At 33.8% G+C, this 18,640-nt stretch carries 14 protein-coding genes; 9 read left to right on the top strand and 5 right to left on the bottom strand.

The genetic code is table 11. The features are described from left to right. Window positions 1-122: 122 nt before the first annotated feature. The 3 genes from IEU88_RS02000 to IEU88_RS01990 all read left to right on the top strand — a co-directional run bounded on the left by IEU88_RS02000 (window position 123) and on the right by IEU88_RS01990 (window position 3,971). A complete protein-coding gene (locus IEU88_RS02000; RefSeq protein ID WP_103373060.1) occupies window positions 123-884 on the top strand; it encodes an ABC transporter ATP-binding protein in 762 nt (253 codons plus the stop codon). Beyond that, window positions 874-2,760, top strand: a complete 1,887-nt coding sequence (locus IEU88_RS01995) for an ABC transporter permease (RefSeq protein WP_103373061.1) — start codon at window positions 874-876, stop codon at window positions 2,758-2,760. The genes IEU88_RS02000 and IEU88_RS01995 overlap by 11 nt, the downstream gene beginning before the upstream one ends. A 341-nt stretch (window positions 2,761-3,101) precedes the next feature. Next, window positions 3,102-3,971 (top strand): SDR family oxidoreductase, encoded by an 870-nt coding sequence (locus IEU88_RS01990; RefSeq protein ID WP_103373062.1) that lies wholly within the window; start codon window positions 3,102-3,104, stop codon window positions 3,969-3,971. 626 nt (window positions 3,972-4,597) lie between these two features. Here the strand turns inward: IEU88_RS01990 and cwrA are convergent. Both cwrA and IEU88_RS01980 read right to left on the bottom strand, forming a co-directional pair. Beyond that, complete coding sequence (gene cwrA / locus IEU88_RS01985) at window positions 4,598-4,804, bottom strand: cell wall inhibition responsive protein CwrA (RefSeq protein ID WP_115359556.1); 207 nt, start codon at window positions 4,802-4,804, stop codon at window positions 4,598-4,600. 146 nt (window positions 4,805-4,950) lie between these two features. Continuing rightward, a complete protein-coding gene (locus IEU88_RS01980) occupies window positions 4,951-6,372 on the bottom strand; it encodes an SLC13 family permease (RefSeq protein WP_103373465.1) in 1,422 nt (473 codons plus the stop codon). Window positions 6,373-6,521: 149 nt separating this feature from the next. Here IEU88_RS01980 and IEU88_RS01975 point away from each other — a divergent pair, with 149 nt between their 5' ends. From IEU88_RS01975 to IEU88_RS01965, 3 genes are all read left to right on the top strand, one after another. Further along, window positions 6,522-7,718: a DUF819 family protein gene (locus IEU88_RS01975; protein ID WP_096808363.1), complete on the top strand. Its 1,197-nt coding sequence runs from the start codon at window positions 6,522-6,524 to the stop codon at window positions 7,716-7,718. 88 nt (window positions 7,719-7,806) lie between these two features. Then, window positions 7,807-8,370 (top strand): sugar O-acetyltransferase, encoded by a 564-nt coding sequence (locus IEU88_RS01970; RefSeq protein WP_103373464.1) that lies wholly within the window; start codon window positions 7,807-7,809, stop codon window positions 8,368-8,370. A 435-nt stretch (window positions 8,371-8,805) separates the two neighbouring features. After that, window positions 8,806-9,822 carry a PTS sugar transporter subunit IIC gene (locus IEU88_RS01965; RefSeq protein WP_096808365.1) on the top strand — a complete coding sequence of 339 codons (1,017 nt, stop codon included), beginning with the start codon at window positions 8,806-8,808 and terminating at the stop codon, window positions 9,820-9,822. Between the two features lie 203 nt (window positions 9,823-10,025). Here the strand turns inward: IEU88_RS01965 and IEU88_RS01960 are convergent, their stop codons facing one another. Both IEU88_RS01960 and IEU88_RS01955 read right to left on the bottom strand, forming a co-directional pair. Then, complete coding sequence (locus IEU88_RS01960) at window positions 10,026-10,811, bottom strand: putative hydro-lyase (protein WP_103373463.1); 786 nt, start codon at window positions 10,809-10,811, stop codon at window positions 10,026-10,028. Between the two features lie 252 nt (window positions 10,812-11,063). Continuing rightward, window positions 11,064-12,755 (bottom strand): BCCT family transporter, encoded by a 1,692-nt coding sequence (locus IEU88_RS01955; RefSeq protein ID WP_096808367.1) that lies wholly within the window; start codon window positions 12,753-12,755, stop codon window positions 11,064-11,066. A 185-nt stretch (window positions 12,756-12,940) separates the two neighbouring features. Between IEU88_RS01955 and IEU88_RS01950 the strand changes: the two genes are divergently transcribed. Together IEU88_RS01950 and pruA are read left to right on the top strand one after the other, a co-directional pair. Continuing rightward, complete coding sequence (locus tag IEU88_RS01950) at window positions 12,941-13,378, top strand: DUF4064 domain-containing protein (protein ID WP_096808368.1); 438 nt, start codon at window positions 12,941-12,943, stop codon at window positions 13,376-13,378. A 416-nt stretch (window positions 13,379-13,794) separates the two neighbouring features. After that, a complete protein-coding gene (gene pruA, locus IEU88_RS01945) occupies window positions 13,795-15,339 on the top strand; it encodes an L-glutamate gamma-semialdehyde dehydrogenase (protein ID WP_103373462.1) in 1,545 nt (514 codons plus the stop codon). A 49-nt stretch (window positions 15,340-15,388) separates the two neighbouring features. On the opposite strand, the gene IEU88_RS01940 is transcribed toward pruA, so the two are convergent. Then, complete coding sequence (locus IEU88_RS01940) at window positions 15,389-15,943, bottom strand: TetR/AcrR family transcriptional regulator (RefSeq protein WP_096808370.1); 555 nt, start codon at window positions 15,941-15,943, stop codon at window positions 15,389-15,391. Window positions 15,944-16,091: 148 nt separating this feature from the next. Here IEU88_RS01940 and IEU88_RS01935 point away from each other — a divergent pair, with 148 nt between their 5' ends. After that, a complete protein-coding gene (locus IEU88_RS01935) occupies window positions 16,092-18,632 on the top strand; it encodes an MMPL family transporter (RefSeq protein ID WP_103373521.1) in 2,541 nt (846 codons plus the stop codon). The last annotated feature ends 8 nt before the right edge of the window (window positions 18,633-18,640 follow it).

The following is an 18,640-nucleotide window of genomic DNA, read 5'->3' as shown; positions in this document are numbered from 1 at the left end:
AAAATGTGACAGTTTTGTCATTTGAAAAGCTATATTTGTTAGCACAATCAAACGAAAGTATAAAGTCGATACGTTATGATAGCAATATAAATAAAAGTTCAGTAATTAAAGGAGTGTCAAACATGTCCATTTTAAAAGTAGAAGGATTAACTAAAAATTATGGAAACAAACATAGAAAACAAGAAGTACTAAAAGGGATAGATTTCACAATCGAAAAAGGTGAATTCGTAACAATTATGGGACCATCTGGGTCAGGGAAAACGACATTACTGAATGTTATTAGCTCTATTGATTATATTACAAGTGGTACTGTAGAAATTAATGGCCATGAAATTAATAAAATGAGTAATAAAGCATTAGCAGATTTTCGTAAACGAGAGATAGGTTTTATTTTTCAAAACTATAGTGTACTGAATACATTAACAGTTAAAGAAAACATTATGCTTCCATTATCCATTCAAAAGCTATCTAAACAAGAAAAAGAACAGAATTATGATGAAGTAACGAAAGCATTAGGTATTAGCGAATTAGGTCATAAATATCCGACTGAAATATCTGGAGGGCAACAGCAACGTACTGCAGCGGCACGCGCTTCAGTACATAAACCAGCCATTATATTTGCAGATGAACCTACAGGCGCATTAGATTCTAAAAGTGCACAAGATTTATTAAATCGTCTAGAAGATTTAAATGAAAGTATCAATGCCACAATTGTTATGGTGACACATGATCCTGTAGCAGCGAGCTATTCCAATCGTGTCATTATGTTAAAAGATGGTGATATTCATTCCGAAATTTATCAAGGAGAAGATAGCAACCAAGCGTTTTATAAAAATATTATTCATATGCAAACTGCCTTAGGTGGTGTAACAAATGAGTTTTAATCAAATCGTCATAAAAAATTTAAGACAAAATATAAGACATTACGCCATGTACTTATTTTCATTAATTGTAAGCATTGTTCTATATTTTAGTTTTGTAACATTAAAATATACAGAAAGTATTAATAATGGTGATTCGCTAAAAACCATTCAAAAAGGTTCAGAAATTGGTGCAGTATTTTTATTCTTTATTATTGTCATATTTTTAATGTATGCTAACCAACTATTTATTAAACGTAGAACGAGAGAATTTGCTTTATATCAATTAATTGGTTTAACAAGAAGAAATATTATGCGTATGCTTCTAATTGAACAAGCAATCATGCTAATATGCACTGGCATCATAGGTATGATTATAGGTATATTTGGTTCGAAATTACTGTTGATGATCGTGCTTAAAGTGCTGAGTATTGATACAAGCGTGTCGCTAACGTTTGAATTTGCAGCTGTTATGCAGACATTGATGCTCATCGCAATATCGTTTGTATTAATATTAATACAAAGTTTTATTTTTTTACGTAAACGTAGCATTTTGACGATGATGAATGATAGCGCGCAAACAGAAATGACAAAGTCTAAAATTACAGTGTTTGAAGTCATTTCAGGTGTGCTCGGGATAGTAATGATAGGTTTTGGATATTACATGTCTACGGAAATGTTTGGTAAATTTATGGATCTATTAGTATTTACACCGTTTATCATTTTGTTTTTAACGGTTGTAGGGGCATATCTATTTTTCCGTAGCTCAGTATCGCTTATTTTTAAGACGTTGAAGCGTTCAAAAAAAGGAAATGTTTCTATAACAGATGTTGTATTCACTTCTTCTATTATGCATAGAATGAAAAAAAACGCATTGTCACTGACGATTATTGCGACAATTTCCGCAGTTACTGTAACGGTTTTATGTTTTGGTGCTATTAGTAAATCAACTATAGATGAAAATGTAGCATTGACAGCGCCGCATGATTTAAATTTTACCGATAGTAAAAAGTCAGCGCAATTTGAACATAAATTACAACAATCCAATATTGACGTTAAGAAAGATTATAAGGAAATAACACGTTCTGAAGTACTGGAAGATCAAGTATTTCAAAAGACCAGCATGAGTAGTATCCGTGACATATCTATAACAAGTAATGAATATTTTAATGATAAAGCAATATCTGGTAATAAAGCCAAATTAATTAATTTAGCAGCTGGAAGCGGCGTTGTAAAATATGAACTAAATAAAGATATTCAGTTAAAAGGTCATGGTAAAGAAACATTTGAAGTTATTGATGATAGTGAAGAAACTGAATTTATGGCTCAAGTAAGCTATGGTGGCCCTGTATTGTTAGTTAGTCCAGAGAAATATGATGCGCTTAAACACTACGGCGAAGATACAAAACAACAGTATGGTTATGATGTGAAACATCAATCAGATTTGACTAAAGCGACCAAAATTGCCCAATCTATTGATTCAAACATACAACCAAAAGAAATGGTAAAACAACAATTAAATGAAAGTATCGGTATTCTATTATTTGTAACTTCATTTTTAGGTTTAGCATTTTTAGTAGCAGCTGGGTGTATTATTTATATTAAGCAAATGGATGAAACAGAGGATGAAATACCTAATTTCCGTATTTTAAGAAAAATTGGTTACACGCATCAAGATATGTTAAAAGGACTCGGACTCAAAATTATCTTTAATTTTGGATTGCCATTGGTTGTTTCCTTATTGCATGCGTATTTTGCGGCAAAGGCATTTATGGGATTATATAATACTGCTAATATGACGCCAGTTTATGTTGTAATGGTTATATATTCAGTCATTTATTGTATATTTGCGATAATGTCCTTTATTCATTCAAGTCGAATTGTGAAACACTCAATATAAAATTGGAACCAATTTCATCATAAGAAATAGTGAAATTCGAAAGCTGATGGAGCGTATCATTTTTTAATAAGATTCGCTCCATTTTTTGTTGAATATAAATGGGATTGAAAACATGGCGTTCGTACATTTGTATTTGAATATGGCTATTGCTAACAGCCATATTCAAATCTAGGTTACGACTTTATATTGTTAACTTACTTCTATTTTAAAGTAGTGACGTTTAGCTTATTAGCAACCATTTTTAGCATAAGGGTGGTATCTGCTACTATCTCTTATGTTTGTTTGAGATAATTCATGGGAACTGTTAAATGATGGGAGTAATAAAATATGGAGGTAATGCGATGAATTTAATAGAATTTCATAAACAAATTAAAGGCTATACTCAAAATAGACAACCTGGCATTCAAAAAGATATGGAACCACAGCCGCTAACAGAAATGGAAAATTATAAAAGTGGCGGTAAATTAGTTGGTAAAGTTGCTTTAATTACAGGTGGTGACTCTGGTATTGGTCATTCTGTCGCTATTTTGTTTGCGAGAGAAGGCGCAAATGTTGCTATAGGTTATTACGACGAACATGAGGATGCACAAAATGTAGTTGATAATTTGAAATCAATAGGTGTATCAGCAAAAGCATATGCACATGATCTAAAGGAAGTAGAAGCATCTAAAGAACTCATTAATAAAGTTGTAAATGATTTTGGGGGTTTGAATATCCTAGTAAATAACGGTGGCGTTCAATTTCCTCAAGATAACTTCCAAGAAATCACTCCAGAACAAGTTAAAGAAACATTTGAAACGAATATTTTTGGTATGATGTTTTTATCACAAGCGGCAGTGCCACATTTAAAAGACGGAGATGCTATTATTAATACCACAAGTGTCACAGCATATAGAGGTTCAGCGCATCTTATAGATTATTCAGCTACAAAAGGCGCCATAGTAGCTTTCACACGATCTTTAGCTACTACGCTTATGGAGCAAGGCATACGTGTGAATGCAGTTGCGCCAGGTCCGATATACACACCGCTGATTCCAGCTACATTCTCAGAAGAAAAAGTAGCACATCAAGGTGAAGATACACCAATGGGCAGACGTGGCCAACCAGCAGAACTTGCGCCATCTTATGTGTTTTTAGCATCTTATGCAGATAGTTCTTATATTACAGGTCAAGTGATTCATGTTAATGGTGGTGACTATACTACTTCTTAATAAAAAAGCGGGCGAGGCTTCAACACTTCTGACTAAAAACAAACGCCAATTTCTATTGAACAAATATAGAAGTTGACGTTTTCTTTGGTTTTGTGAAATTTTGTAGCTCATTGAACTACTATTTTCTTAAATCCAGTTTTGCGTATTGAAAAAATTAATATTATATTTTTTAGTTTTAACTTTAAGAAATAAACTGTATATGATTAAAGGAATTCTATTAAATTTATCTATGCGTGTAATCTACAACATAGCATTGATGGCGACACACCTATAGAAAGATCATACATCTCGAGGCTACGGACTCAAGACGTACCTAAAGTAAGGGAGCAAAATGATATGAAGTATTGGTATAAAATGAACCCCAAAAAGATTTCTAACTTAAGATATCTTTTTGGGGCTGAACTGTGGGATTCACCCGAGCCTCTTAAATATGATATAGGCAGCATATAAGTAAACTTACACAAATCTTTTATAGCGTTATTATCTCAACGCTCACTTTTAGAGTGGTAGATATAAATCATGTTTTGCTCTCTGAAAAAGTATTGGTTAATTGCCTTTATATTATATAAAGATAGTAATATATTTAATATCAAGAAACATATTTATATAAATGAGTCGCTTTTGTGTTAAAAGAAATCAGCAGGGATGAAATCATCTACACTTATATTTTTAAATGAGTCAAAGTCAACATTTTCGATATTTTGCAGTATTTCACCATCTTTAAATTGTTGGTAATAATGCTTTGTTTCTGCTGCGACGTCATGTTCTTGGAACGTTTTTACCGCACCTAGTATAATTAAGATAGCTATGGCGCCTTTAATTATTGTTTTCATAATAAACGACTCCTTTTGATGATTATATATATATTATAATAGAAATTTTAATTGATGACATACGTCTATAGTATTTATAAATCATCGTACCTTAGTAGTATATATCAATCAAAGTAGTCCATTTTATAGTATATCTTAAATGGTAGTTAGAGACCGAAAGCAATCGGCAACCAGAAGTAAGCAAAGAATGATATGACAATAATTGTAAATATATTGAGGATAAAGCCTGCTTTTACCATATCTTTCATTTCTAACTCATCTGAACTAAACACGGCTGCGTTGGGCGGTGTTGAAATTGGCAACATAAAAGCGCAAGTTGATGAAACTGCAACAATCCCCATAATAATAAATGGATCTTGACTAATAGCTGCAGCGAACCCAATACTAATTGGCATTAACATATTTGAAACTGCAGTGTTGGACATTACTTCTGTGAGGAATAAGATACCAGTAGTAAGCACGATAACAATTAAAATTAATGGCAGTGGTTTTACAATACCTAACATACCACCGAACCACTTGGTCAGTCCAGAATCTTCGAATGCAGCTGCTAATGAAAGGCCGCCTCCAAATAATAGTAATATACCCCAGGGCAGTTTGTTCATATCATCCCAAACGAGTAAGCCGCCCTTATGTGTTTTGGCTGGAATTAAGAACAATAGTACTGCGCCTGTCATTGCAATCACTGTATCAGATAAATGTAGAGAAGTAGGAAGCAAGCCGCCTCCAATCCATAATACACTCACAAATAAAAATACAATGCCAGTTAATTTTTCTTCTAAGCGCATTGGTCCTAAATCATGTAAAGATTTCCTAGCGAAATCAGAAGATATTTTGTCTGCATCTTCAATTTTAAATAGCCATTTTGTCATTAAAAAATATAATATAAAAAGTAAAATAATCGTCAATGGCAAGGCGAAAACCATCCATTGCCCAAATGAAACTGTTCTGTCTAGACTTGACGATGCGATGGCTGCGAATACTGCGTTTGGAACTGAACCAATCAAAGTAGCTAAGCCACCAATTGAAGCAGAATAGGCTACTGTAAGCAACAGTGCCTTACCAAATTTATGTGCTGACTCGGGTTTTAAAAATTGTGCATCTTTAATTTCTTGGATTAAGGCTAATGCAATAGGTAACATCATTAAAGCCGTTGCAGCATTTGAAATCCACATCGAGATAAATGCTGTTGCAATCATCGTTCCTAAAATAATACGATTACTGTTAGAACCCATCATAGCAATAATGGTCATTGCAATACGTTTATGTAAATTCCATTTTTCAATCGCTAATGCAATAATAAAACCACCCATATACATAAAAACAATTGGGTCAGCATATGCGCTTGCAGCTACCGTTTCATTTGTACCTCCACTTAAAGGTAGTAAGATAAGTGGGATTAATGATGTAGCTGGTATTGGAATAGCTTCTGTAATCCACCATGTCGCGACAAAAAGTGTTACAGCAAGCACAGCTCTAGGCGCATCGTCTAAATCTGTAATACTTGGGACAAAGTAAAAAATTAAAAAGAGCAATGGTCCTAGTACCAAACCAATCTTTTGTTTCATAGAAATTTCCCCCTTGTTTGTACCCTTGCAATAGTAAGAATACCAATTCAGAAAAGCTATGACAATTTATTTTTCAGAAAATTGAAACAAGTATTATAATTATTGTTAGAATAAGTGAACAGATTAGAAATATAAAAGGGAGTGATTTTATGGAACTTGGTACAATCGTAGCCAAAGATGATATTTGGGTGTTGTGGGCAATTATCATTGTGTGGGCTACAGTGAGTTTGTTTTTAGAGCAACGTTATCAGTGGGCAAGTACTATATCGGGAGCCATTATAGCGTTAGTCGGTGCGATGTTACTTTCTAATTTTAAAGTAATTCCAACAAGTTCTCCAGTTTACGATACAGTGTGGGATTATGTTGTACCTCTATCGATACCATTGTTACTTTTTAGTTCTAATATTTTAAAGATTTGGAAAGAAAGTCGTCGGTTATTATTTATTTTTTTAATTGCTTCTGTAGGCACTATGATTGGAACTACCGTAGCATTTATCATTCTGAACCATTCGGTGCCATATTTATCTAAACTAGGCGCAATGATGACAGGCAGCTATATAGGTGGTGGCGTGAATTTTGCTGCTTTAAGCTCTAAATTAGAGGCGCCGAGTGATATGATATCATCTACTGTCGTAGCAGATAATAGTGTTATGGCACTATATTTTTTATTATTAATCGCCATACCATCCATACCATATATTAAAAAACATTTTAATACACAATATGGCGGTAAAGATACTTCAGGATCTCAACAAGCATTTTGGCAACCTAAAAAAATTCAATTGTTAGATATTGCATTTTCTTTAGCTATAGCCATTGCAATCGTTGCTGTTAGTTTTAAGTTTTCAGAATTTATTCAACATGTGGTCCCGCAAAGCAATGTGTGGTTGGTAATACTAGTATCATTTTTTGGCGATTTTTATCTGTTACTTACTACTTTAACATTGGTGGTAGTTGCTATATGGGGCGATTTCTTTGAAAAATTAGCTGGTGCATCTGAAATTGGCACATTCCTCATTTATATTTTCTTTGTAGTCATCGGGACACCTGCTTCATTTGTAACGATTATCAAAACAGCGCCATTGCTTTTTATCTTTGTAATTATCATTTTAATTTTTAATTTAGGTTTAAGTTTAATGTTGGGAAAATTATTGAAATTTAATGTAGAAGAGATTTTGCTAGCGAGCAATGCAACAGCTGGTGGACCAACTACTGCTGCGGCCTTAGCTATAGGTAAGGGATGGACTAGTTTAGTGGGACCAATCTTAATTATTGGAACGCTAGGTTACGTGATTGGCAATTATGCTGGTACATTAATGTATCAATGGCTTAGTTATCTTGCTTAGTGCTATGAGGTGAGTGTGTTGACGGTGTATTAGTGAGATAGATATAGTAAGAATACTAGAAATATAACTCATGTTTGGAGGCGCTATTATGACTGAAAAAGACAAAATGCTAGCAGGCGAATGGTATGATGCTAATTATGATGAGGATTTAGAGAAAGAAAGAAGCAAAGCGAACGATTTATGTTTTGAATTGAACCAAACGAAACCAAGTAATAAAGAAAAACGCCATGCTATTTTGAAAGAATTATTAAATGATGAACCTAATCATTTAGAATTACTGAGCCCATTTTATACTGATTATGGCTATAATACATTTTTAGGAAAACATGTATTTATTAATCATGATTGTTATTTTATGGATGGTGGTAAAATCTTTATCGGTGATCATGTTTTTATTGGGCCTAAATGTGGCTTTTATACAGCAATACACCCATTAAATTATCAAGATAGAAATATTGGTTTAGAACAGGCCTTGCCTATACATATCGGAGACAATGTTTGGATAGGATCAAATGTGATTGTTTTGCCGGGAGTGACGATTGGTAATGGCGCAGTGATAGGTGCTGGAAGTGCAGTAACCAAAGATATTCCAAGTAATGTATTAGCAGTGGGTTCTCCAGCTAAGCCAATTAAGACGATTGATAATGAATAAAATTGCTATATACTTTAAGTTAAATAATGAAAAATATATCACTTGATTAGGATGGTAGTGAGGACAGTCCGGGACATAAATAGATGTCTCGGACTGTTTAACTATATTGAAATTAGAGAGAGTGGGATGAAAAGCGTTTTAGTTAATAGAAAAGAAAGAACGAAAAATTGTGTAAAATTTTAAAATAAATTAAATCTGTTTTAAAAAATGTTCCGCGGAGCTTAAATTAAATATAATAAAATTGTTCGGAATATAATAAAAATTTATGTTAGAATATATAGATATGGAAATTGGTAAGGTTAGATTTTTGTGAGTTATAATATTTTTGTATGTACTTGTTATAAATAGATTTGATAGCCTTATTTGAAATGGGTTGAACTATTAATTTCCACAAATTTAACGTATCAGTAGTTCAAAGGAAGAGGAGAATTATTCATGGACATTTTAATAGGGACCTTGTTTTTAATAATAGTCTTAGTACTATTTACATTATTTACATATCGTGCTCCTAACGGTATGCGTGCCATGGGGGCGTTAGCGAATGCAGCGATAGCCACATTTTTAGTTGAAGCTTTCCATAAGTATGTTGGTGGCGATTTGTTTGGGATTCAATTTTTAGGTGATCTCGGTGATGCAGCTGGAGGTCTAGGTGGCGTCGCAGCAGCTGGTTTAGTTGCCTTGGCTATAGGTGTTTCACCAGTCTATGCTTTAGTGATTGCAGCAGCTTGTGGCGGTTTAGATTTAATACCGGGATTTGTCGCAGGTTATGCAATTGGTTATTTAATGAAATTTGCAGAAGATAAAGTACCAGATGGCGTAGATTTAATTGTGGGTATTTTAATTATTGCTCCGTTGGCAAGATTGGTCGCAACAGTGATTACACCATTAGTTAACAATTCATTACTGAAGATTGGTGATATTATTCAAAGTTCTACAGAGATTAATCCAATTATTATGGGTCTCATACTAGGTGGCGTAATTACAGTGGTCGGCACAGCGCCTTTAAGTTCGATGGCGTTAACTGCATTATTAGGATTAACAGGCATGCCAATGGCTATTGCGGCAATGGTTTCATTTTCATCGTCCTTTATTAACGGTACGATGTTTAATAAATTAAAACTTGGAGATCGTAAATCTAGGATTGCAGTTTGTATTGAGCCATTATCACAAGCCGATGTCGTTTCTGCGAATCCAGTCCCAGTATACACAGCAAACTTTATTGGAGGTGCTTTAGCAGGGGCAGTTATTGCTTCATCTGGCATGATCAATGATGCTACCGGAACGGCAACGCCACTTGCAGGTTTCCTTGTTATGTTTGGGTTCAATGATCCGATGAAAATAATTATCTATGGTGTAATTGTAGGTATTATAGGGTTAATTGTAGGTTATGCATGTTCCGTTTGGTTTAAGAATTATCCAATTGTTACAAAAGAGGATATTGAAGCACGTTAAAATTAAGTATAGTCAAAATCAAAGCATGTCATCAAGATTTTTAAAATTACTTATGACTGACGTAAAATGGATACATGAAGTGCATTTTATAAAAAACAAATGATTATAGAAAAATAGGAGCGCGAGCATATAGAGCCAAATGGGTTTTGTGACATCTATATGCCCGCGTTTTTTATAATAATTAATTAACTTTGTATATAGGTTTAATCACTTAATTGGCTATCTGGTACATCAGTGATAAACATGTGTCCAGGTGCATGTGTAACCATTAATTCGGGCTTAGCGTCTAGAGCGACAGATTGTGGTGTTACACCACATCCCCAAAATACAGGGACCTCATTTTCTTTAATCGTAACAGGTTCTCCAAAGTCAGGTTGAGTGATGTTTTCAATGCCAATTTCTGATGGGTCACCGATATGAATAGGTGTGCCATGAACATTTTTGAAATGTGTCGTAATTTCAGTTGCTTTTATGGCTTGTTGCATGGTCATCGGTCTCATACTTACGGTGATATTTCCTGAAAATTGGCCGCTTGGCGCTGCTGGAATGTTTGTCACATACATCGGTACATTATGTTCTTCTTCAATGTGACGGATTGGAAGCCCAGCTTCTAATAAGGCATGTTCAAAGGTGAAACTACAACCAATCAAGAAGCTTACCATATCGTCATTAAATAAATGTTTAATATTGACCGGGGATTCTACTAATTCTCCATAACGATATACTCTATATTGAGCAACTTCGCTAGTTATATTAGCGTTTTTACCATAAAAAGGAAAATGCGTAGATCCTTTTTCAGATACGTCTAAAAGTGGGCATGTTTTAGGGTTCCTAAAACAAAATTTTAAAAAGTCATACGCGTAAGCAGATGGTAATATGACTACATTTGCTTGAATATAACCTTTAGCCATGCCACTTGTATGACCTGTGAGTGTACCTTCACTTATCAATTTTCTTAATGTACTTGGATGTTCTGTTTGTAAATTCATCAAGTGTGCCTCCCATTCATTTGGATATAGATATATTTTAGCAAAAATTAAACGATAAGTTGTATAAATACTTCTGAATATTGTGCGAATTCAAAAAATGATTATAGAAGAGAAACTAATTTTGTTTTCACTTCTACAATCACAATATTGAGTTATAAGGTCGAGCAGAACTTTATTAATCATATCACTGATAATGGCTCAATTTATTTTTGCCATCGTGTATTATCAATAATTTTTAAATGCGTTGTTAATTTAATCGTCTTTATTTTTTGAGTGATTACTCTCGTTTTTGTGATTAGGTTTATCATCTTTAACGTTTGCTTGTTCTACTGAATGATGATCATTATGGGTTGGGTTTTTACGTTCACGTTCTTCTAATGGTATAGAGTAATCCTTATCATCATCGATATAAGTCATTTTAAAATGTTCTGTTGGTTCTCTTCGTAAGGCACGCATTAGGGAGAAAATCATAAGCAACAGAATAAGTGAGAAAGGTAAACCAGTAACCACAGAGGCTGTTTGTAAACTTGTTAGACCGCCTGCAATTGTCATAGCGACTGATATGGCACCAATCAATATACCCCAAACAATTTTATGCTTAATTTTAGGATTTGCAATACCACCAGTAGCCATACCAGCAACGATATGGGTAGTAGAGTCAGCGCTTGTAATGATAAATATAAAAATAAGTGCAATCGCTAAAGCACTAGTTATATCAGCAATAGGAAATTTAGATAGCAATTCAAACAGAGCAACGGTATAGTCTTTATCAACAATATTTGCGATGTTATCGTTACTAGTTAATGCAATTTTAACTGCTGTGCCCCCAAAGCCTGCAATCCATGTAAAAGAAATTAAAGGGGGGATAATTAATACACCAATGACGAATTCTCTGATAGTTCTACCACGTGAGACACGAGCTACAAATCCGCCTATAAATGGAGACCAAGAGATAACCCAAGCCCAATAAAAGACAGTCCATTGTTGTATCCAGCCATTATCTCCTGTATACGGACTAATTCTTAAACTATATTCAACGAAATGACGTAAATAATCGCCGACCGCTAATGTATACGATTCTAAAATAAATTTAAAATCTCCGAATATAAATATAAAGATAAGTAATATTGCGCCTAAACCGATGTTGACATTGCTTAACCACTTAACCCCTCTATTGAGGCCTGTAACAGCTGAGGTCAAAAAGATAGCGACCATTAAAATAGTAATGGATATTTTTGTTATATTATTATTCGGTACATTAAAGACATGATGGAGCCCACCACTAATTTGCATAATACCTAGACCAATTGATGTAGCTATCCCCATAACAGTAGCTATGATGGCTAATATATCTATCACGTTTCTGTATGGGCGTTTATAAGATTCACCAAATACGGGTTCCATTGCAGTTGAAATAAGGCCATTACGTTTTTTTCGAAATTGGAAATAGGCCACTGTTAAACCAGCAATCGCAAATATAGACCACTGTGAAATTCCCCAGTGGAAGAAAGTATAACCCATAGCAACACGGGCAGATTCTGCAGATTCATCAGGTGTTTTACCAGGAAATGGTGAATGTAAATAATGTGTTAATGGTTCGGCTACTCCCCAAAAAACAATGCCGACGCCTAAACCAGCTGAAAAAAGCATGCCAATCCAAGACATCATTGAAAATTCTGGAGCTTCATTATCATTACCCAATTTAAAACGACCATAGCGTGAAACAGCTAAAGCAATTAAAAAGATATCTAAAATAAAAATAATTACTAAGAACAGCCAACCAAAATGATTCGCTATATAATCATAAACTTGTTGTGCATGTGTTCCGAAAACCGTAGGAAAACTTCCTGCGATTACAGTAATTATGACAATGATTGCTACGGATATCATATAAACAAGATTCCGATGTTTTTTCTTTCTGTCGTATGCATTCTTGTCATTCATAATAGTATTAAATCATCCCTTTGTTTTTATTTATATTAAGCAATTACCCTAACATCATAACTGTATTCGCTTAAAATTTTGTAAATATATTTTAAATATTATACTATAGGGTAGGCCAACGTGAATAATTTGTATAGTGTTGGGTATACAACCTACGAAAATAGATGTTTTTAAGGAGGTTAAATATGAAGCGAACTGTGGAAAAAGTATTGGCTTGGTTAGGTATTCTCATACAGTTTGTAGTTATTTTTTTAATGGCCATTGCAGCGCCATTTTTAAATGATGAGAGTTATAAAAGTTCGTTGATGCGTTCGGTCGAAAACCAAGATATAATCCGTGACAACTTAACGCAAACAGAGACTTCGCAATTGCTAGATAACATAAGTCAGTTATTTATCATCGCTTTAGGGACTGTTATTATAACGACAATTCTAGCACTCATATTTGTATTGTTAATTAATAAGTTACCTAAAACAGTTGGCGTTATACTTGTATTACTAGCTATTGTAACTGTATTTACTTTAAATCTGCTCACGGCATTATTATGGCTTATCGCTGGAATTATATTATTAGTTAGACAGCCAAATAAAAAGAGTAAATCCAAAAAAATACATAAGAAATAGGTGAATTATACTTTCTACATGGTCCTATTATAAGCAAATAAGTTATGAAGTAGTTAGTTTAGTCATAGACATATTTTGGAAATAAGTTAAAAACACTTTCGTTACAACCATGTTGCTGGACTGAAATTAAACGAAAGTGTTTTTTAAATACAGTTATTATAATAAATCATTCTGACAGGGAATAAGGTAGTTTGTATATGAAGAAAAAGGACGTTTCACCCATGAAATAAGAACGCGTACTTTTCATATTAAACCCATTATTAAAGCATATTGGCTACAGTGACAAAATACAATATATTTCTATAAAAGTTATTGTAAGCGATTGCATTTGTTGTGTGATACCTATACAATGAAATCAAGAATGGAAAGTTTCCATTTTAGTTTTCTATTTACAAACTTAACATGGGGGTAGAAAAATGGTTGTTAATTATAAAAATGAACCGGGCATTGACTTTACAAACAATGACAATGTCGAATCATTCAAAGAAGCTTTAAAGAAAGTGAAAGATGAATTAAATCAAAAACTTCCCTTAGTAATTAACGGGGAGAAAATATTCACTAAAGATACATCCCAATCTATCAATCCTGCAAACACTTCTGAAGTCATTGCAGAAGTATCAAAAGCGACAACAAAAGAAGTGGACAAAGCATTTGAAGCTGCTGACGAAGCTTATAAATCATGGAAGCGTTGGACGCATAGAGAGCGTGCTGAGTTTTTAATTAAAGTTGCGGCTATTATTAGACGTCGTAAAGAAGAAATTTCAGCAGTGATGGTGTATGAAGCTGGCAAACCATGGGACGAAGCGGTCGGCGATGCAACTGAAGGTATTGATTTTATTGAATACTATGCTCGGTCAATGATGGAACTCGCAGATGGAAAACCAGTTTTAGATAGAGAAGGGGAACACAATCAATATTTTTATAAACCTATCGGCACTGGTGTTACAATCCCACCATGGAACTTCCCGTTTGCAATTATGGCTGGTACGACATTAGCACCAGTGGTTGCAGGGAATACAGTGCTTTTAAAACCAGCTGAAGATACACCATTAACAGCTTATAAATTAATGGAGGTATTAGAAGAAGCTGGCTTACCTAAAGGTGTGGTAAACTTTGTGCCAGGTGATCCAAAAGAAATTGGCGATTATCTCGTAGACAGCGTGCATACGCATTTTGTTACCTTTACAGGTTCACGTGCCACAGGTACACGAATTTTTGAAAGAGCTGCAAAAGTACAAGAAGGACAACAATTTTTAAAACGTGTCATCGCTGAAATGGGTGGTAAAGACGCAATTGTTGTTGATAAAGATATAGATACAGATTTAGCAGCAGAATCTATTGTGACATCAGCTTTTGGATTCTCTGGCCAAAAATGTTCTGCTTGTTCACGCGCTATCGTTCATAAAGATGTATATGATGAAGTGTTAGAGAAAGCAGTTAAACTAACAAAATCATTAACATTAGGTAATACAGAAAATAACACATATATGGGCCCGGTTATTAACCAAAAACAATTTGATAAGATTAAAAATTATATCGAAATTGGTAAAAAAGAAGGCAAATTAGAACAAGGTGGAGGCACTGATGGGGCTACAGGTTACTTTGTTGAACCTACTATTTTCTCTGGGCTTAAATCAAGTGATCAAATCATGCAAGAAGAAATATTTGGTCCAGTTGTTGGCTTTGTGAAAGGTAAAGACTTTAATGAATTACTAGAAATAGCAAATGATACAGATTATGGTTTAACAGGGGCGGTTATTACTAATAATCGTGAAAATTGGATTGAAGCAGTGAAAGCATATGATGTTGGGAACTTATATCTTAACCGTGGCTGTACTGCAGCCGTTGTTGGCTACCATCCTTTTGGTGGTTTCAAAATGTCAGGTACTGATGCTAAAACAGGTAGTCCAGACTACTTATTAAATTTCTTAGAACAAAAAGTTGTTTCAGAAATGTTTTAAGGCATAATGTAAAATAGAGCAAGATAGCAATGCTATCTTGCTCTATTTTTTATATGTCATTAACTTGTATATTAATCATTTTATGAAATAGTTTATCAATTTCTTCTGAAGGTAGTTTGATATCATGTTCGCGAATCCATTCCATAAATGCGTAAAGGGTAGTGCCGTAAACATAAAAAACTAAATCTATCGGGACAATTTTATCTACTGATATCCGGTGTTCATTCTTTTTAATATCATTTTGCAATACGCGAATAAAATGATTCTCAAGCGTACGTTCAAATTCTTTATCGTCTTCTTGCTTACTTTTAATTTTACTGAATTCTTCTATATCAGTTATCGATTTGTTTAAAATCGTAAAAGGATTATTGATTCGTTCTTTCAAATCTGTAGAAAAATAATCTTGTGTTAAATCAGTTGTTAAATAAATAAGTAAATCGTATTTGTCATAAAAATGTTTATAAAATGTTGTACGGTGCACTAACGCTTCATTACATATTTGGTTAACTGAAATGGTTGAAAATGGTTGTTTTTCTAATAATTCATATAAACTTTGAGAGAGTGCACGTTTTGTTTTAATAACACGTAAATCTTTTTCATTCATTCTACAATTCTCCTAATTTGTAGTTTAAATATACAGAAATGCATATTTAATTCTTTTTGAAACAGGGTAAAGAGATGTACGATACTAATAGAAATAATCTACACTATATGTATAAACTATAACGTTGTTTAAATAAGGAGGCAATAGTTTGGCAAAATTTTTATACAAACTAGGTTCATTTGTTGCTAAGCACAAATGGTGGAGTATAGTTGCTTGGGTTGTTATTCTCGCAGCAATTATTATACCGCTTACAATAAGTTCGCCGAAGTTTGATAATGATATTACTATGAACGGGTTACAGTCACTAGATACGAATAACAAGATAGAAGATGAGTTTGGGCAAGATAGTGAAAAAGCTCAAATACGAGTTGTGTTTAAAAGTGACTCCGATAATGGCATCGTAAAACAAGATATGACAAAAGATGTCAAAGATACATTGAAAGATATTAAAGATAATGATAAGGATATTAAAGATATTACAGATCCTTATGATAATAAACAAATTAGTGAAGACAAGTCTACAGCGTTTGCTGACATTAATTATGATGTTTCAGCAACATCGTTAAAACAAGACTCTAAAGATGAAGTTAAAGACCAAGTTGAAAAATTAGAAGAGGATCACAATGTACAAGTTGAGCTCATGGGTACAGGCATGGAATCTACTGAAATTGGTGGCGCTTCTGAAATAATTGGTGTTATTGTTGCATTTGTTGTTCTATTGATTACATTTGGATCGTTTATTGCAGCAGGCATGCCAATCATTAGCGCTTTACTTGGTTTAGGTACAGGTGTAGGCATTATCTCATTATTGACATACGCATTTGATATCCCGAATGTGACTTTAACACTGTCTGTAATGATTGGTTTAGCAGTGGGTATTGATTACGCATTATTTATTTTATTTAGATATCGACAAATCGTGAAGAGCGAACCTAATCATATTAAAGCAATTGGTTTAGCAGTGGGTACTGCAGGTAGTGCAGTTATTTTCGCTGGTGTGACAGTTATTATTGCTGTTTGTGGTTTATCTCTTGTAGGTATCGATTTCTTAGCTGTCATGGGATTTGCTTCAGCGATTAGTGTGTTCGTAGCAGTAGTTAGTGCATTAACATTATTACCAGCATTAATTAGCATTTTCCATAAAAAAATTCATCCTAAACAAACGAAATCAGAGTTTGATGGAGATGTGGACACAAAATGGTCTAAATTTGTTGTTGGTAAACCTTTAGCAGCTGTGCTTATTGGCTTGATTATATTAGTTGTAGCTGCTATACCGATTAATGACATGCGTCTTGGTATCCCAGATGACGGTATGAAACCAGAAGATACTACTCAGAAAAAAGCATATGACATTGTTTCAGATAAATTTGGTGAAGGATTTAATGGTCAAATCGCAATGCTTGTGAATGTGAAAGACCAAAATGATAATCCAGAAGATTTACAAAAAGATTTACAAAGCTTAACTAAAGATATTAATGATATGGATCATGTGGATATGGCGACGCCACCCCAATTAAGCGACAGTAAAGATTATGCATTAGTAGCAATCATCCCAGAAAAAGGACCAAATGCACAATCCACAAATGATTTAGTTCATGATTTAAGAGATTATGATGACGATGCTAGAGATAAATATAATTTCAAAACAGAAGTTTCTGGACAAAGTGTTATCAATATTGATATGTCCCAAAAATTAAATGAAGCTATACCATTATTTGCTGGTGTGATTGTGGCATTAGCGTTTGTTCTATTAATGGTAGTATTCCGTTCTATTATCATCCCGTTAAAAGCAGTATTAGGTTTTGTGCTGTCCTTAGTAGCGACATTAGGATTCACAACCTTAGTAATGCAAAAAGGATTTATGTCAGGCTTATTTGGTGTAGATACGACCGGCCCGTTATTAGCATTTTTACCAGTTATCACAATAGGTCTACTATTTGGTCTAGCTATGGACTACGAAGTCTTCTTAATGTCTCGTATCCACGAAGAATACAGTAAGACAAGAAATAATGAGCATTCAATTAAAGTAGGTATTAAAGAAAGTGGTCCAGTTGTAGTTGCTGCAGCGCTTATCATGTTTAGTGTGTTTATCGCATTTGTCTTCCAAGACGACGTGATGATTAAATCTATGGGGCTATCATTGGCCTTTGGTATATTATTCGATGCCTTTATTGTTCGTCTATTATTAATTCCTGCATTAACGCAATTATTTGGTAAAGCTTCTTGGTATATGCCAGCGTGGTTAAACCGAATATTGCCGCATGTAGATATTGAAGGACACGCTTTACAAAGTGAGATGCCTTCAAGCAATTATGCCAATATAAATCAGTCCACACATCATGATAATTATGATCGTTCATTTAGTATTCAGAAGCAACCAAGTTACGCTAAAGAAGACAATCATACGGTTATCGTTGATCACAAAACGAAAGTATTATATAACGAAATTGCGCAACAAACAACACAACCTGAATTCTTGTATGAAGCTTTAAAATCATACAAAAAAGATTTATTATCGTCACAAGATGAAAGTGAAATACAATCATCTGTAGCACGTAAACCTCGTAATAAGCAAGTGAATAAACAAGGCAATGCAGATGATCAAATTGTTGAATTGTTATCGCAACAAAGTGAAAATATTCGTCATTTAAATGAGTTAATTGAAAAAGCGATTAATAAAAATAAATAGACATTAGT

Source organism: Staphylococcus nepalensis (assembly GCF_014635045.1).
In the GTDB taxonomy this organism is placed as follows: Bacteria; Bacillota; Bacilli; order Staphylococcales; family Staphylococcaceae; genus Staphylococcus; species Staphylococcus nepalensis.
This window is presented reverse-complemented; position numbering and strand designations above follow the sequence as displayed.

Bases quoted from the DNA above. Each gene is read 5' to 3' on its own strand.
- IEU88_RS02000 (WP_103373060.1), top strand. From the start codon at position 123: ATGTCCATTTTAAAAGTAGAAGGATTAACTAAAAATTATGGAAACAAA.
- IEU88_RS01995 (WP_103373061.1), top strand. From the start codon at position 874: ATGAGTTTTAATCAAATCGTCATAAAAAATTTAAGACAAAATATAAGA.
- IEU88_RS01990 (WP_103373062.1), top strand. From the start codon at position 3,102: ATGAATTTAATAGAATTTCATAAACAAATTAAAGGCTATACTCAAAAT.
- cwrA (WP_115359556.1), bottom strand. From the start codon at position 4,804: ATGAAAACAATAATTAAAGGCGCCATAGCTATCTTAATTATACTAGGT.
- IEU88_RS01980 (WP_103373465.1), bottom strand. From the start codon at position 6,372: ATGAAACAAAAGATTGGTTTGGTACTAGGACCATTGCTCTTTTTAATT.
- IEU88_RS01975 (WP_096808363.1), top strand. From the start codon at position 6,522: ATGGAACTTGGTACAATCGTAGCCAAAGATGATATTTGGGTGTTGTGG.
- IEU88_RS01970 (WP_103373464.1), top strand. From the start codon at position 7,807: ATGACTGAAAAAGACAAAATGCTAGCAGGCGAATGGTATGATGCTAAT.
- IEU88_RS01965 (WP_096808365.1), top strand. From the start codon at position 8,806: ATGGACATTTTAATAGGGACCTTGTTTTTAATAATAGTCTTAGTACTA.
- IEU88_RS01960 (WP_103373463.1), bottom strand. From the start codon at position 10,811: ATGAATTTACAAACAGAACATCCAAGTACATTAAGAAAATTGATAAGT.
- IEU88_RS01955 (WP_096808367.1), bottom strand. From the start codon at position 12,755: ATGAATGACAAGAATGCATACGACAGAAAGAAAAAACATCGGAATCTT.
- IEU88_RS01950 (WP_096808368.1), top strand. From the start codon at position 12,941: ATGAAGCGAACTGTGGAAAAAGTATTGGCTTGGTTAGGTATTCTCATA.
- pruA (WP_103373462.1), top strand. From the start codon at position 13,795: ATGGTTGTTAATTATAAAAATGAACCGGGCATTGACTTTACAAACAAT.
- IEU88_RS01940 (WP_096808370.1), bottom strand. From the start codon at position 15,943: ATGAATGAAAAAGATTTACGTGTTATTAAAACAAAACGTGCACTCTCT.